The 14,187-nt window shown below is 52.8% G+C and carries 14 protein-coding genes; 6 read left to right on the top strand and 8 right to left on the bottom strand.

Annotated features, from left to right (window positions below):
* Positions 1–178: 178 nt before the first annotated feature.
* From AC2FJF_RS24140 to AC2FJF_RS24130, 3 genes are all read right to left on the bottom strand, one after another.
* A complete protein-coding gene (locus AC2FJF_RS24140; protein WP_496727533.1) occupies positions 179–574 on the bottom strand; it encodes a rhodanese-like domain-containing protein in 396 nt (131 codons plus the stop codon).
* Positions 575–760: 186 nt separating this feature from the next.
* Complete coding sequence (locus AC2FJF_RS24135; RefSeq protein WP_496727532.1) at positions 761–2,407, bottom strand: hypothetical protein; 1,647 nt, start codon at positions 2,405–2,407, stop codon at positions 761–763.
* 385 nt (positions 2,408–2,792) lie between these two features.
* Complete coding sequence (locus AC2FJF_RS24130; protein WP_496727531.1) at positions 2,793–4,073, bottom strand: tetratricopeptide repeat protein; 1,281 nt, start codon at positions 4,071–4,073, stop codon at positions 2,793–2,795.
* 266 nt (positions 4,074–4,339) lie between these two features.
* Here AC2FJF_RS24130 and AC2FJF_RS24125 point away from each other — a divergent pair, with 266 nt between their 5' ends.
* The 3 genes from AC2FJF_RS24125 to AC2FJF_RS24115 all read left to right on the top strand — a co-directional run bounded on the left by AC2FJF_RS24125 (position 4,340) and on the right by AC2FJF_RS24115 (position 6,692).
* Positions 4,340–5,260, top strand: a complete 921-nt coding sequence (locus AC2FJF_RS24125) for a sulfurtransferase (protein ID WP_496727530.1) — start codon at positions 4,340–4,342, stop codon at positions 5,258–5,260.
* A 64-nt stretch (positions 5,261–5,324) separates the two neighbouring features.
* Positions 5,325–6,116, top strand: a complete 792-nt coding sequence (locus AC2FJF_RS24120) for a class I SAM-dependent methyltransferase (protein ID WP_496727529.1) — start codon at positions 5,325–5,327, stop codon at positions 6,114–6,116.
* A gap of 66 nt (positions 6,117–6,182) precedes the next feature.
* Positions 6,183–6,692 carry a MaoC family dehydratase gene (locus tag AC2FJF_RS24115; protein WP_496727528.1) on the top strand — a complete coding sequence of 170 codons (510 nt, stop codon included), beginning with the start codon at positions 6,183–6,185 and terminating at the stop codon, positions 6,690–6,692.
* Positions 6,693–6,856: 164 nt separating this feature from the next.
* On the opposite strand, the gene AC2FJF_RS24110 is transcribed toward AC2FJF_RS24115, so the two are convergent.
* Positions 6,857–7,744: a LysR family transcriptional regulator gene (locus AC2FJF_RS24110; protein WP_496727527.1), complete on the bottom strand. Its 888-nt coding sequence runs from the start codon at positions 7,742–7,744 to the stop codon at positions 6,857–6,859.
* 97 nt (positions 7,745–7,841) lie between these two features.
* Here AC2FJF_RS24110 and AC2FJF_RS24105 point away from each other — a divergent pair, with 97 nt between their 5' ends.
* Complete coding sequence (locus tag AC2FJF_RS24105) at positions 7,842–8,063, top strand: hypothetical protein (protein ID WP_496727526.1); 222 nt, start codon at positions 7,842–7,844, stop codon at positions 8,061–8,063.
* Between the two features lie 428 nt (positions 8,064–8,491).
* Here the strand turns inward: AC2FJF_RS24105 and AC2FJF_RS24100 are convergent, their stop codons facing one another.
* Together AC2FJF_RS24100 and AC2FJF_RS24095 are read right to left on the bottom strand one after the other, a co-directional pair.
* Positions 8,492–9,277, bottom strand: a complete 786-nt coding sequence (locus AC2FJF_RS24100) for a hypothetical protein (RefSeq protein WP_496727525.1) — start codon at positions 9,275–9,277, stop codon at positions 8,492–8,494.
* Positions 9,278–9,468: 191 nt separating this feature from the next.
* Complete coding sequence (locus AC2FJF_RS24095; protein WP_496727524.1) at positions 9,469–11,310, bottom strand: adenylate/guanylate cyclase domain-containing protein; 1,842 nt, start codon at positions 11,308–11,310, stop codon at positions 9,469–9,471.
* A 212-nt stretch (positions 11,311–11,522) separates the two neighbouring features.
* Here AC2FJF_RS24095 and AC2FJF_RS24090 point away from each other — a divergent pair, with 212 nt between their 5' ends.
* Both AC2FJF_RS24090 and AC2FJF_RS24085 read left to right on the top strand, forming a co-directional pair.
* Complete coding sequence (locus AC2FJF_RS24090; RefSeq protein WP_496727523.1) at positions 11,523–12,377, top strand: CE1 family esterase; 855 nt, start codon at positions 11,523–11,525, stop codon at positions 12,375–12,377.
* Positions 12,378–12,628: 251 nt separating this feature from the next.
* On the top strand, positions 12,629–12,796 hold the full coding sequence (locus AC2FJF_RS24085; protein WP_353390963.1) for an SAM-dependent methyltransferase: 168 nt from the start codon (positions 12,629–12,631) through the stop codon (positions 12,794–12,796).
* Positions 12,797–12,808: 12 nt separating this feature from the next.
* On the opposite strand, the gene AC2FJF_RS24080 is transcribed toward AC2FJF_RS24085, so the two are convergent.
* A complete protein-coding gene (locus AC2FJF_RS24080; protein WP_299637032.1) occupies positions 12,809–13,381 on the bottom strand; it encodes a carboxymuconolactone decarboxylase family protein in 573 nt (190 codons plus the stop codon).
* 187 nt (positions 13,382–13,568) lie between these two features.
* Positions 13,569–14,105, bottom strand: coding sequence for a hypothetical protein (locus AC2FJF_RS24075; RefSeq protein WP_496727522.1), 537 nt, complete (start codon positions 14,103–14,105; stop codon positions 13,569–13,571).
* Positions 14,106–14,187: the final 82 nt, after the last annotated feature.

Here is a 14,187-nt window from a genome sequence, read left to right as displayed (position 1 = left end):
CCACTCTTCGGCGTCTATTACATCCAGACTCAAGCAGAATTTCAGCGTCCCGAGGCTAAGGTGTTCGTCAACTGGCTAAAATCTCAGTCGCAAGTCGTATCGAGACACAACTCTGGAAGCTGAGACGTATCTATTTCCACCTGCTCTGTTTGCTCAAGACCGTTGGTTTCGCCGTTTCTTAAGGCTGCTCTGTGGAGGAGCCAGCTGCGATCAGAGCCGCCATCCCTCCATCGATAAACTGCACGTTTTGAAAACCCATCGCAGTCAATACGTTTGCCGCTGCCGCGCCTCGGTAGCTAGGAGCGCCGCCACAGGTGGTGAAAATTCGCCTTCCACGATCCTGTAACTCTTGAGATCTGTATTCACTTTCAAGGTCTGCCATCCAAGCGACGGCGCGACTAGGAGCCAGAATTGCTCTAGGGCTGATACCTGTAGCCGCCATTTCAGCGTTATCCCTCACGTCCACTACAAGTACGTTGGGGTCTTCGATCAGTACTGCCAGTGCGTCAGTTGCTGAAATCGGATCTGCTTTGGATATTTCCCGAGCTTCCATTTGTGCGAATGTTAAGACCATATTGCCCCCGGACTGCAAATCCTGCGCTATGCTACCATGCGGCTGATTTACCGCAAAACGGCATCCAAGCGATGCTTGGCAGTCTTGTGGTCGCCCAGGCGGTTGCCATCAACGAAGTTAAACAAGTCCCGGTCAAAGGCAGAAGCGGGCCTCGCAAATGCCCCAGCCATTGCTGTTGATCAGTGATTACTCGGCGGCCAAAGCCTTCTGCCTGCAATAACACGATGCCTTGATCGGCACCTCGGCGCGGGCAGTGGCCTTGTCCAGTTGTAGCTTAATATGGGCGGCTTCGACCGTTTCACCGCGCCGGGTGAGACATTCGTGCAAGCCATGCAGGCTCCAGACGTTGCCGGGATGCTGACAGGCCCGGCTAAGCGTTGCATCCAGGCCAAGGTCTGCACGGTAAACAGCTTCGGCTTCCTCCATCTGGCCTTGCTCAAGAAGAAGAGCACCCAGCGCATGACGGGTGGGTTGCATCCAGCCCCAAGGCTCGTCGTATGGCAAGTTGTCGTCGATCTCGACTGACTTTCGCAGGTGGTCAAAGGCCGTTTCGTGCTCTCCTGCGTGATAGGCCAACTCACCCAGCATCATTTGCTCAGCGACCTTCAGAATGTCCCGGCATGTGTTGTTGAACAGCATTCGGGTCTTAGGAACTCTGGCCAGAGCATAATAGAACTTGGCTTTTTCACTCTCGGCTTCGGCGACCCTGTGTAGGTTGGCCAAGGCGACCGTCCTTGCGTAACGCATCATGGCAATGGTCACGCTGTAAAGCTCTTCATCCTCTGGCAGATCCTGATCGAGAATATCCTGCCAGCGACCAAACCTGATCAGCACATGTTGCTTCATTGGTATGAAGCCTTCAAACCAGTCCGCCATCGGCCGAAGAGTGTCTGACGGCAAGGTGTCGATCAGCTCATCGGCGGCTTCGATTGCTGCCGATGGTTGCCCCAAGAACATCGCACCGTATATTTTAAAGTGATAGTTGTGGCACCGATAGACGGAATAGAAATTGTCAGGGCCTTCGCGCTTCAGAAACTTGCGATCTGCCAATATGGCTTTGTGATTGCGCAGTACCACGTTCATGTAGTCTCCGCACAACACGTCGATATGGGTCGGCATGTGCAACAAATGCCCGGCCTCGGGCACCAGCGTGCTGAGCACATCGCCGTGACGCAGTGCCCGTTCGGGGTGGGGCGACATTTCCATCAGGTGAATGTACATGTGCAATAGTCCTGCGTGCTCCCATGCTCCGGAAAGTGTATCGAACGCATTTTCGAGCACGGATATTGCCTCGAGCGTATCGGCCCCTTCGGCGGGCTTTCCGGTCGGCAAATCCCAAAGCTGCCAAGGTGTCCGGTTCATGAGCGACTCGGCCAGAATCGCAGACACGTCCAGGTCCTGATCGAATTCGGTGTGAACCTTTCGCATCGCATCAGCGAAGGCATCATTCCACGGGCTGAAATCCTCAATATCCGATGAAGATGGATAACGCGCTGGAATGGCATCGATTAGCGCGCGTTCAACAGGCGTCAGCCGCTCCTTTAACGACGCAGCAGCCTCGATTGACGCTTTCGCCAAGGCGATACAGTCAGGCTTTTCGTCTTCTTCGAATGTTTCCCAGGGCTTGTTGTAGTTCGGCCCAATACAATACGCGATGCCCCAGTGCGCCATTGCGCAATTTGGATCTGCAGCTACAGCATTCTGAAAGCATACAATCGCTTCTTCGTGGTTGTAGGCGTAAGTCCAAGCCAAACCACGATCAAACCAAAGCTGGGCTTCGTCCGACGAGGTTGTGATCTTTCGACTGTAGCTACCGAGATCATAGTATTCCATCACAATAACCCCCTAATTAAAGGTAGGAGGTTACCACAATGGGCTGTTTCTCGATACTGGCGCCATCAAAGCCGACCCAAGGCATAGACCCGTCTTATATGAACTCCATTTGATCGAAGCACTCTTCTTGGCGACTGATCAACTTGTCGGCCGCGTGAGTGACGCGCCGTCCAATCCCTCCACTGTAGCCCACCGACAAGACCACAAACACCGCTCGCACACACCTAAGACGGGCTTTTGAGAAAGCTGATGTCAGCAGTCAGATTGGTCTTTTCCGCCAACTAACACTTTTGGGGCTTGGTAGCGTCGTGCGACAGCTTCCGTTCTAAGTGGTGTTGAAAACGTGTAATTTGGGCTCATTGCGGGCGTCAAAGATTCAGGCACCCTATCCTTCTAGCGTGGCAACTGCATGGTCATGAGAGGTATGGGGTCGATGCATGTTGAGAATGCGTCGAGCTTCATTCGATTGTCCCGAAATTGCCAGCGCATGCGCCAATGAAAACTCAATTAAGTCGCGTTGCGCCCGGCTGCCGCCTAGGCGCTCGTGCTCAGACATGACACCTACAAATTTCTCAATCGCTTCATCCGCATTTCCATCCGCCAACGCACGGAATGCGCCTGCGACCGAAGCAACGGTGGGGCCTGCGGGGCCCTTTGCGCCGTCAATGGTTGTTTCCAGACGCTCTCTGTTTCCAGCCATCGCATGCGCAAGAGCAGCGTGAACATCCGCAAAAGCCAAGCCAGGTGAAGGAAAGAACTGAACAGCATAGTCGCTGAGTTGTTGCCAACGCTCCTGAGGAATTTGCTCACCAGCCAAAAAGGCGCGGTGAACAATTGCCACACTATCAGTCAGAACGTTCAGTGGTGGCGCAGGAGGTCGGTCGGGGGAAACATAATCATCGAACAGCTTCCACATACCCGCCACATCGCCGCTCTCAAGCGCCCACAGAGCAACGTGCCAACTGAGATGGCAGTGCAGATACGCCGTGAAGGGATAGTCTTGCCAGAACTCGCGCAGATAAGCGTAGCCAGCGTCCGTCTCCCCGTTCTCATAGTAGAGATGGGCCTTGACATGTGCACTGTGTGCGCTGTCTGGCTTCAATTCAAGCGCGCGCTCAATGTTTTCAGCGGCCAGGCCAATCTGTCCGGCCTCCATCTGGGCAAATGCATGCTGGCAGAGAAACCACCAGTCGTCGCCATAGTGTGGCTTTAACATGGTTGTGTACGCAAGCTGCTCCGCCTCGCGTCCTGCCTGACCTGAAAACCCAATCAGACCAAATACGCTGGTACATGTCTGAGCCAGCAAAATATCTCGCGGATGGTCTGCGACGTGATCTCGAATGCGCCTGTAGGCCTGCGGTGCACGCCCCTCAATGAGATCGCTGATAATGTCGATCTGGGCGGCTTCGCGCGGGCTGACGCCATGCGAGAGTTCCTTTGCGACGGCTATTTCACGCTTTGCATCTTGTCCACGCCCGACAGTAACAAGGTAGCGTGCAAGCCCAACATGAGGCATAGCAAAACTATCATCTGCCCGCATTGCAGAACGGTAAGCGTCTTCAACATCATCAAAAGCGCCTAGAAAACGGTCGATGCCTTCAACGTAGGCGTCTCGCGCAGCTTGTGATGTGGTCGTTAGCGGGCTTTCGTATCGATCTTCAAGCATCCAAACCTTCCACTATCTGTACCAAACCTGTCCGTCAGCGAGCTATATGAGCATGCCTAGCCATAAACGAGTCAAAGGAAATCGACGTTACGAGGCACCATGATTTCAGCATCAGTTTCTTTCAGAAGCCTCATAAAATCATCGAAATTTCGTTCAAACCATAGTTGCTTCACCAAATCCAGATTTTCCAAAATTGGACTCCGAAAGCAATTTTGAGGATTATTCCATACGGCTCGACCCACGTCCGGTTAGAGGAGAACGTAGGGATGGTAATACACAATCGCCCACTCATTGATACGGCTTGGTTGGCAAATAACCTGACTGACCCGAAACTGCGCATCATTGATGTTCGCTGGAAGTTTAGGGAGGAAAACGGCAAGGGCGTGGCCTATGACGATAGGAGCGAGTTCCAAGCCGAGCACATTCCTGGCGCAGTGTATGTTGGCATGTCGACAGAGCTTGCAGACGGCACTGAGAACATTCCCGATATGATGCTTGGGCCAGAGGGTTTTGGGGAAAAGATGCGCGAGTTGGGTGTTTCCAACGACAGTCATGTCGTGGTCTACGATGACTCCGGGCTTCCGCTGGCTTCCGCGCGTCTTTGGTGGGCACTTTCGCACTATGGACATAAAAACGTGCAGGTCTTGGACGGCGGCTTGCAGCAATGGAAACTCGAAAGTCGACCCACTGAAACTGGCGATCTAACCGTTGAGCACGGTGACTTTGAACCAACAGTGCAGGGTAATTGGATTGCCCACAAAGCTGATGTTCTGCACGCGATAGGTAAGCCCGGAGTCAGAATTGTGGACTTTCTGCCAAACGACCTCTTCCGAGGCGACGGCCTTCACACATGGGGAGGTCGCTCGGGACATATCCCCAGTGCCGTCAACATACCGGCGATATCGAACATCGATCCGGATTTGGCACACACACCCATTGCCGAACGGGCTGCGAAACTAAAGGAACGTGGTTCATTTAAGTTGGCGGATCATTCCAAGCTCCTCAAGCACTATCAGGACAAGGGAATTCAAATTGACGATGAGGTCATCGCCTATTGCGGCCGTGGCATAGCTGCTTCTTGTGGGCTCCTTGCGCTGCGCCAAATTGGGTTCGAAAAGTCCTGCCTGTATGATGGTTCATGGGCTGAGTGGAGCGCCGATGAGAGCCTTCCGGTTGAAACCTCGTGAGACTACGATTTTGGGTCATTTTGGGTGGTCCAATTATTAACGCGTTGCTAGGAGGATATTTTTGATGACGGACAAATTCCGGCTGACCAAAGAAGCTGCGCAGAAGTACAACAACCACAGTGTGCCTGCGATGTTTGGCCCATTGGCTGAAGCAACCATGCAGAAGGTTCAGCTTCGAAGCGGCGCTTGTGTCATCGACATTGCATGCGGCACCGGGGCTTTGACGCGAGAGATAGCAAGGAAACTGACCGGCGAAGGCCGGGTTGTTGGCGTAGATCTGAACGAAACCATGATTGAGGTCGCGCAGTCCTATCAGCCGGATTGTCGTCATGTGCTCGAGTGGTATGCAGCAGATGTAACCGAGTTACCTTTTGGAAAGGCTACGTTTGACTATGCCTTCATACAACAGGGGCTTCAGTTCTTCCCTGACAAATCCGCCGCGTTGCAAGAAGTTCATAGGATCTTGCGCAATGACGGTCAGCTATTTTTGACATGTTGGCGCGCTGTGTCGCCCTTCAATGGAGCGCTTTCAAAAGCTCTCGAACGGCATGTTGGAACAGATGCCGCAGTCAAGGCCAGAGCGCCTTTTTCGTTTCGAGATGGGGACCTCATATCGAACTTGTTGGTCGATGCAGGCTTCAAGATAGCTCGTCACGAGCCGTTGGTACTAGAGCGAAGATTTATTGATCTTCGTGCGCAGATCATGGCGCTGCCAATCGAAACTGATCTTAGGGATGCAGGTGCTGACGTCACCAACAAGGTCGTGGAAGAGGTTGCAGACGCTTTGTCTAGATATGACAAAGAAGGCGTTTTGCATGTACCGCAAGAAGCGCACCTTTTTGTCGCCACGGCATAGGTCAACGACCACTGGCTCAGTTCTTAATTACGATCTTTACCATGGTCGAATGACAATGCGGCATTAGTGGCTGCCGAGCGTGGCTCCGCGTTGACGGTTGAGTGTGCATCAAACTATACTTTTGCCATGGTCAGCGGAAAATACATCGACGATTTGTCGGTTGGCAGAACCTTCGAAACCGGTGGCGTTACGCTGACCGAGGGAGCGATTATTGACTTCGCACTGGTTCATGACCCGCAGCCCTTCCACGTTAACAAAGTGGCTGCCGCAGAGTCGATTTTCGGCGGTCTCATCGCCAGTGGATTTCAGACAATTGCGCTTACTTTCAGGTTGTTCCGCGACACTGGTGTACTTACCGGCACCAATCTGGGTGGACATGGTATGGACGAGGTGCGGTGGCTGGCTCCGGTGTATTCCGGTGACACGATCAGCGTGCGCGTCACGGTTGAGGCAATTACACCATCACGTTCGAAGCCAGACCGGGGAACGGTCAAATTCCGATACCAGACATTTAACCAGAACGATGTTGAAGTTCTTAACCTGGTCATGCACCACGTGATGGCATATCGGAGTTAAGGCGGTTTGCAGCGACTTGGGCGCGGCGATCAATTCGACCTCACTTTGTCATCTTCAAGAGTATCCTTGGGCTCGCCACATAAGGCTTCTATTCGCAATTGCGGTCGTGGCGTACATGCAAACAAGTTTGTTCGCGTGTTCTCAATCCTTTTTTGCCCAAATAACTACTTATAGATTGCCGCATAGCGAGGTGCGAAGAACTTGACGAAGGCTTTAACCTCTGGCCGACGATAGGCTTCCGGCGAAATGAGCATTAGGTGCGGCACCGCAAGTTCGGGGATTTCGTCGAAACATCGGATAAAGGACATGTCTGTTTCAACCAGCTTGACATTGCTGATCCCAAGGCCTTGCCCTGACCTGATCGCCGCATGCATTAGCTCCAGTTCAGTGAAAGACATGACGATCTGTTCTGGTGCCACGTGATTGGTCAACCATTCGTGGAAAACATTCGGTACATCGTCCCGCTGAAAGGTAACAAACTGATGCCCGGCCAGATCATTTGTTGACCCCGGCAGGCCAAATTTGTCCGCGTAGTTTTTGCTGCCGAACAAAGACCAGCGTGCCGTGCTAATCTTCCGGCAGATCAGGTCAGGATCAGGATCGGTTCTCGCAAGGCGCAACGCAATGTCTGCCTCCCCGGCCATCAGGTCCAGCGTCCGAACGCTGGACAAAAACTCGAATACGACGTCCTGATTGTCGGCGGAAAACGCGTTTACGATTTCGATCATGCGTGCTGAGAAGTTTGCCGAATAAGCGGTGATACGGATGGGTTGTGTCGACGTCAATTCTTTCGCGCAGTCGGTAAATTCGAGGACTGAAGCCTCGATTGCTTCGGCGAGGGGAACGAGGCGAAGGGCTTCTCGGGTCGGTTTGAACCCGTGCGTACCGCGCTGAAACAGCGTCAAGCCTGTTTCTTTTTCGAGAACATCAATGCGCCGGGCAACCGTTGGTTGGGAGACCTGTAGCTTTTTGGAGGCCGCAAGCGTCGATCCTTCTCTGAAGACAGAGAGGAACACGCGAATATCCGACCAATTTCGGAACCCGTTCTTCATTTTTGTAGAACAGCACAATTTTGTGCTGGATACCAGAAAAACGGGTGAACAGTTACTCTTGTTGCGACAGCGCAAGTAAGTCGGAAAGGACCACGAGATGGCTTCCCATACAATGTCACCCAGCATCTGGACCGTATTTGGTGGACTGTTCGGTTGGACCAAGAGAGACTTCCCCGAAAACCGGAAATCACGGCCTACAGCCAACGATCTTCACTCGGAACGCGACTATATTAACGAGGTGATCTGGAGTAATCCTGACGCGTTTTCGAGTGAACTGGACGTGCAGAACATGATGAGTCTGTATCCAGGAAGGTTCTGACGACACTTGTTGACAATCGGCCGAGTAAGGCGATTAGATCACGCCAAATTCAGCTGCAAGCTGGAAGAGACAGCAACGCACCTGTGTTGTAGCCATTGAGTAAGTACCAACACGAGACCTTCTCGTGCAACCTGGCGCCTTGTTTGACGATATTGAAGTGAGCCACCTGCTGGCAAAGGTCACTCACCTCACCTCCGCATGTTCGTCGTTTGGTGAAAGGCAATTTCCTTTGATCCGTTCTCGTAAATTTGCAAAGGCCGCTTTCTGCGCCTCACTTTCATTCGAGCAGCACGCAGCATCCAAACACTCCATCTTTGCTCTCAAAGTGAAGTGTTGCGTCGATCAATTGAGACCGCCGCCTAAACCGGACCTTCGCAACCAAGCTTTGCAAATTCCGAAATGCTAACCGAACAGACCTTTGTCCGAGACTACACCCGATACCAGTTTTCAACTTCTCGGGCGGCTTCTTCGGCTGTAAAAGTAGTCTCTACCTCTGCGATTGCGTACTTTACTTCGTCTGAGCTAGCACTGAGTTCTAAGGCGTCCGCATCCAGATCATGGGCTGACCCAGCATTTGAATAGATCGTATCGACCCCAATTCTGATGGCGTGTCGGAGTTGCAGCAGGTGCTCAAAAAACCGCACATAAATCATCTCCTCGTACGGAGAATGAATATCCGCTTCAGAGATCAAGCCCAATTCTGCGGCCTTGGCACACGTCAAACGCCAAGCCAGTTCCATTGTGGATGGTGGCGCGTCCCTGGCCTCTTCAGGATGTCCGGGGTTCGCAAACGTAGATCTTCGAATAGCTTTGAGATTGGCACGTAAGCCCTTTGTGGGAACCGGATAGATGAATTTGGTTTCCTCGGAAGCTAAGGCAGGCTCAATCTGATCCGGCTGCGCCTGGATGAACTCTGAAAACCTGTTTCCGATGATAGGGACTTCGCCCACAATCATGTCTGTGGGATCGGAATTCTCCGCCTGCCATCGCGCTAAGGTTCTTCGGCCCCACAATCCGGCGGCCCGTCGGATCAACGGATGAGTTCCATCCGAAACATCTGGATACTTTGTTAGTATGTCTTCGGTCTGAAACGCCGCGAGCCCCTTATCCCAACGCATGATATGCACGCGACGTCCCAAGGAGATCGCAATGGATATTTGCTGGCGCAATAGGAATGACTTTCCAGATGCCGGCAATCCAGTGAAGAAAACCATGCGGCAACGACGTGCAGCGTCCGCTAGGTGTCTTCCAATTTCTGCGTCCGCAAAACTGTCCTTAGAAATTACGAATCTCCTTATTCGGTGTCGGCAACAGCGTTAGGTAGCAAACGCAACTTGGTTCCAGAGCCGCTACAAACATTCTACGCCCGCCATTCTGAAAGCGATGTTTGCAAGCAATCGCGGCGTTAGTTCTCTGAAACTTCAATACCGGCAATGCGAAGCCCATCCATTATCTTTTCGATCAGCTCCGTTGGCATTCCACGCGCTCGATACGGTGAGCGTGGATCGTCAAGAAACTCCGGGTGTTCGTTTTGCAAGCGTCGCGCCATCTCTTGCGCCTTTTGTTGCTCGCCGTCCAAAGCATAGCTTGCAGTCAGGCTTGCCATCGACATGGTGGATTTCGGCGTGCCCCAGCTCAAGATGACTTTTTGTGCCTCATCATAATTGCCTTGCAAGATCGCGTGCAGCACCCAAGCGTTATTGTAGCCAGGATGAAGTTTGGGGTTGAGGTCTTTTGCGCGGGAAATCCACTCTTTACCTTTTTCAAACTCGCCGGAGTAAGCAAGAAAGATACCCAGATCCGCGAGGATCCAGGAATCATTGGGACTAAGCTCCGTGGCGTTCTTTGCGTGTTCAAAGAAGACCGCCTTGTCTTCTCCCGTCATTCTGCTGAGGATTGCCAGGGCGTAGTGCGCATCCGCATTGTCCGGGTCTTCCTCAAGTGCACGTGTCGCGGCGTCTCGGGCCTTATTTGCCCAATCCGGATCGGTGTCGAATGATCGTTTCTTAGACTCGAGATAGTTAAAGGCCAATCGCGACCAAGCAAGAGAGTAACCAGGTTCTTCCTTCACGGTTCGCAATAGACAGTCCCGAGCCTTGCGATGCGCTTCAATGCTGAAACTTTGATAAAACCAGAATCCCAACAGATAACATTCATAGGCTTCCAGGTTTTCCGGAGCCTTGTCGCGGATAGCCTGCTGTACAGAAGTGTTGAACAAAGGGGCATCGCTTGAACCGATTTGCGAGGCGACCTTTCTTGCAATCTCAACCTGGATATCCATGACATTTGCGATGCTGAGGTCCATATCAAAGGGGCCCGGCGGTGTGAGTTGACGGCAAGTCCTTGCATTGATGAATGTAGTTGTCACCCGCAATTTCGAGTCAGACCGTTGGGCCGTGCCGCCAAGTATGTAATCGGCCCGTAACGCATCCCTGATCGCTTCGCAATCTTTGTTACTGCTGAAGTCGGCTCCAGCTTCGGGAGCTATAACAAACAGGTTAGAGAACTTCGCCAACAAGGCGTTAAGATCACGCGTCAAACCTTCAGCAAAATACTCGTCTTCCTTGTTTTCCCCGATTGTTTCAAAAGGTGTAATGACAATCCGCGCACCTGACGGAAGGTCGCGCGGATCATCTCTTCCAAATACAAAAAAAGCTGAAATCGCGGTAGCTGTGGCGACAACAGCCGTCGCGGCAGTCCATCGGATCGCTGCGCTGCGCTTGGGTTTGACCGCAAGTTCCGGAGGCCAGGTCCAAACCTCGACCTTATTGGCGATATTCTTCAATTCATGGGCGCCAGCATGCGCAAATTCCGCGTCCACCTTTCCCGAAAGTTGATCGGCAACTGCTTTGGAAACACAAAGGCCTCCGGGCGGTGCGATTGCTTCCAACCGAGCCGCAATGTTGACACCGTCTCCCAGCAGGTTATCGCCATCTGCCACGACATCACCGAGATGTATTCCGATACGAAGGTTCATGCGCCCTTTTTCCGGCAGATCGAGGTTCCGGACTTTCAGCTCTCTTTGAATTTCCAATGCACAGCGGGACGCGTCCGTTGCACTTGTGAATTCAGCGATGACGCTGTCACCCGCGCTGCCGAACACGCGACCACCGTAGTTTGAGATGAGGCCATCAATGAGTATTCGGTAGCCCTTTAGCGCTGTAATGGTGCCCTCTTCATCACGCCCGATCAGGCGTGAGAATCCCACAAAATCCGCAGCCATAATGGCAGTTAGACGGCGTTCCATAAGTCCCCCCGTACCACTTTAATGAAAGTTACCTGGGTTCTCGAACAAAATCTAAGTTCCTTCCCAAGCTCACAACTACTTATTTGGATAGAGATAGACCGGCCAACTTTGCCTAGACTTCAGATGGTTCACAAACGCTTGGCCGCTGCCTTCGGAGATGCGCAACGCTGTGCTATGATCTTCTGTGACCTAACCACAGAGGTACACTTTTGATGCGACCCGAAACGCGCAATCGCATTTTGACGCTCGGTATTGCCATTGCTGTTATTGCTGCGAAGCCGAACGCTGCCCTCGCTTCTGATGGAGAGTGTGGTGCGCCAGATGCACCGTGCACACTGGAAGGCGGTAAATACTACGTGGCCCTGTCAGAGGCTCCGGATGAACGACCTGCCGTCATTTGGTTGCACGGTTATGGACGGTCTGGCAAGGCGATGATCCAGAATTCCGCCTATGTTGACCCTTTCATCCGGCGTAGCTACGCGGTGATTATGCCGAGCGGGCAGCCCAGTATTAATGACAAAGACCTCGATTGGGGTGTGGCTGACGGATATGACCTGGCGCGCGATGATGTAGCCTTTATCGACGCCGTACGCGCCGACGCTGTGGAGCGCTTCGGAATTGACCCGTCGCGAATACTGATCGCAGGCTTCTCCCGCGGCGGCTCGATGGTCTGGGACATTGCGTGCCAAGCGCCAGAGATGGCAAGAGGTTTTGCCGCTGCGGCTGGGGCGTTCTGGGAGCCTATGACCACTGAGTGCGATGCGCCAGTTCACCTGTTTCACGTACACGGCTTCAAAGACAGAATGGTGCCGTTCGAAGGCCGAGAGCTGACATGGGAGGGTGTCGATTTTCACCAGGGTAACGTCATGAAGGGCTTGGACGTCTGGCGCCGAGAAAACGCCTGCTTGGGTAGCGCGGAAAACAGCTTTGGCGACGATGGTTCGATGCAGAAGGATTGGATGGACTGTGAGGCCGGCTCGATTCGGTTGAAGGTCACCAAAGGCGGACACGGCGTTCCGGAGGGCTGGCGGGACGCGGTGCTAGACTGGTTCGAAGCTCTACCTTGAGCACTCGAGTGCCTGCCGACCCTCCGCGAGTTTTGATCTGATGGGCATTCAGTAGCATTCAACATGATTGGTGAAAGGGGTTGAGAATGAGAGAGCAAGTTTCCGACTACTATGGTCCCAGCCGCAGGCTGATCGACCAGATAGCTGATAGCCTGAAGGCCGCGAGCATTGACCCGAAGAAACTACGCGCCGCGGATTTCTAACCAATCGATGAGTTCCATTTCCGAGGCAGACAGACGGCTTTACAGTTATTGGAGAAACTGAAGTTAACGACAGGCGCGAATGTACTTGATATTGGTAGTGGCTTGGGTGGGGTCACCAAAACAATTGCAGAAGAAGCAAGCGCTAAGGTTAGAGGCATTGATCTGACGCAAGAGTTTTGCGACGCAGCCAAAACCATTTCCGATTGGAAACGTTAGAACAACATCAATTCAAGGGATGTCGAGGCCGTTCTCTCGTCCGAAATCGGTATAGAAGCTGTCACTGCGGCATCGGTTTAAAGTGGCTTCGTCCGCTTCTCTTGGGTCGGTGCCAGGGCTTTGGACACCTGTTCCTTCTATGAAGCGATTCACGAGATTAAAGACACCGCAAACTTGGATAGCATCGAACAGCGCACTCTCCGACCAGCCTGCCGCGTAGACTGCTTTTGCGTCGGCTTCCGTCATTCGGGATGGTGAGACGGTGAGCTTTTCAATGTATGCCAGTAACGGTTTGAGTTGGTCTTCGACGGGTGCCGTATCGCGGTCTTCCATCAGTGCCTCGATTGTCTCGACCTCAATGCCGTAGGCTTTGGCAAAAACGATGTGCGCCCCATGGCAATACGCACAAGCATTCAAGCCAGAGACATAAGCTGCGATTAGTTCACGCTCAGCAACCGAGAGGTCGCTCTCGCCCCTCATAACCAGGCTTTCGTACGCGCAAAGCGGCGAAAGTTTGTCTGGAAAGGCTTGATAGACACTTCCAAGCGTCGCGTTCTCAGGCAGAGATGGAAACAGGCGTTTCATTCAATTCTCTTTCAGTCTTGCTTTGGATAGCTTTGTCTCAAAGTGAGGAACCTAACGGTACATACGCAACCTTAAAGCAATTCTGGGATCCGAACAGAGCTTCTGTTGGAATACAGCCGAAGGTAAGTTTGCCTAACAACACCCCAACGTGATCGTAGTTTGGCTATCTGCGGTGCCCAATTGCAGCTTACTCCCAATCGCCAGCAGACGAGCGCCACGTCTTAGCGTCCGCATCCCAAACACTGGCGGTGACGCAAGGCGTTGGGTTTATTCCGTCGCAATTGGATCCATGAATATCCGCAATAACAACGCGTTGACGCCCAAAATCAACAACCGTCCAGCCCTGGTTGAGCAAGGATTGAACCTCCTCTTCAATCAAGAAGTGCGACATGCATCCGCCAGTGCCGCAGTAAAGAGATGCGGCGCTCGAACACGCAAAACCAGACTCATTCAAAACCCAGTCGCGTTGTAGATCTCCGTCGAGATCCACCCTTTCAACCGCGCCCCAATCTAAGTCAAACTGACCGTTGTTGAACTCTGCGCAGGCCAGTGCCGCCAGATCAACCTTCGACCGCAAACCGGTTGGAAGTTGCGAACCGTCAGCCGCGAAAGCTGGTAAGGTCCAAACTAGACCCGAACCCAGCACAATCGAGGAAACCAAACATTTAAACTGGCTTACCAATTGGGAAATCGGTTGGAGGGGGGCATCAATTGCATTGATCATACTTATAGTCCCCGTATTCCAGCCAGTTTGCCGAGCCTTCGCTAAAAATCAGAAACTCGGACCTGTCCTCCCCAAGGAGGGC

This window comes from Ruegeria sp. CDSB013, from assembly GCF_059611165.1.
The sequence above is the reverse complement of the archived record's forward strand: the minus strand, read 5'-3'. Positions and strand labels throughout refer to the sequence as shown.

Excerpts from the sequence above, each read along its gene's own strand:
- AC2FJF_RS24140 (WP_496727533.1), bottom strand. The coding sequence starts at position 574 with ATGGTCTTAACATTCGCACAAATGGAAGCTCGGGAAATATCCAAAGCA.
- AC2FJF_RS24135 (WP_496727532.1), bottom strand. The coding sequence starts at position 2,407 with ATGGAATACTATGATCTCGGTAGCTACAGTCGAAAGATCACAACCTCG.
- AC2FJF_RS24130 (WP_496727531.1), bottom strand. The coding sequence starts at position 4,073 with ATGCTTGAAGATCGATACGAAAGCCCGCTAACGACCACATCACAAGCT.
- AC2FJF_RS24125 (WP_496727530.1), top strand. The coding sequence starts at position 4,340 with ATGGTAATACACAATCGCCCACTCATTGATACGGCTTGGTTGGCAAAT.
- AC2FJF_RS24120 (WP_496727529.1), top strand. The coding sequence starts at position 5,325 with ATGACGGACAAATTCCGGCTGACCAAAGAAGCTGCGCAGAAGTACAAC.
- AC2FJF_RS24110 (WP_496727527.1), bottom strand. The coding sequence starts at position 7,744 with ATGAAGAACGGGTTCCGAAATTGGTCGGATATTCGCGTGTTCCTCTCT.
- AC2FJF_RS24105 (WP_496727526.1), top strand. The coding sequence starts at position 7,842 with ATGGCTTCCCATACAATGTCACCCAGCATCTGGACCGTATTTGGTGGA.
- AC2FJF_RS24100 (WP_496727525.1), bottom strand. The coding sequence starts at position 9,277 with ATGGTTTTCTTCACTGGATTGCCGGCATCTGGAAAGTCATTCCTATTG.
- AC2FJF_RS24095 (WP_496727524.1), bottom strand. The coding sequence starts at position 11,310 with ATGGAACGCCGTCTAACTGCCATTATGGCTGCGGATTTTGTGGGATTC.
- AC2FJF_RS24090 (WP_496727523.1), top strand. The coding sequence starts at position 11,523 with ATGCGACCCGAAACGCGCAATCGCATTTTGACGCTCGGTATTGCCATT.
- AC2FJF_RS24080 (WP_299637032.1), bottom strand. The coding sequence starts at position 13,381 with ATGAAACGCCTGTTTCCATCTCTGCCTGAGAACGCGACGCTTGGAAGT.
- AC2FJF_RS24075 (WP_496727522.1), bottom strand. The coding sequence starts at position 14,105 with ATGATCAATGCAATTGATGCCCCCCTCCAACCGATTTCCCAATTGGTA.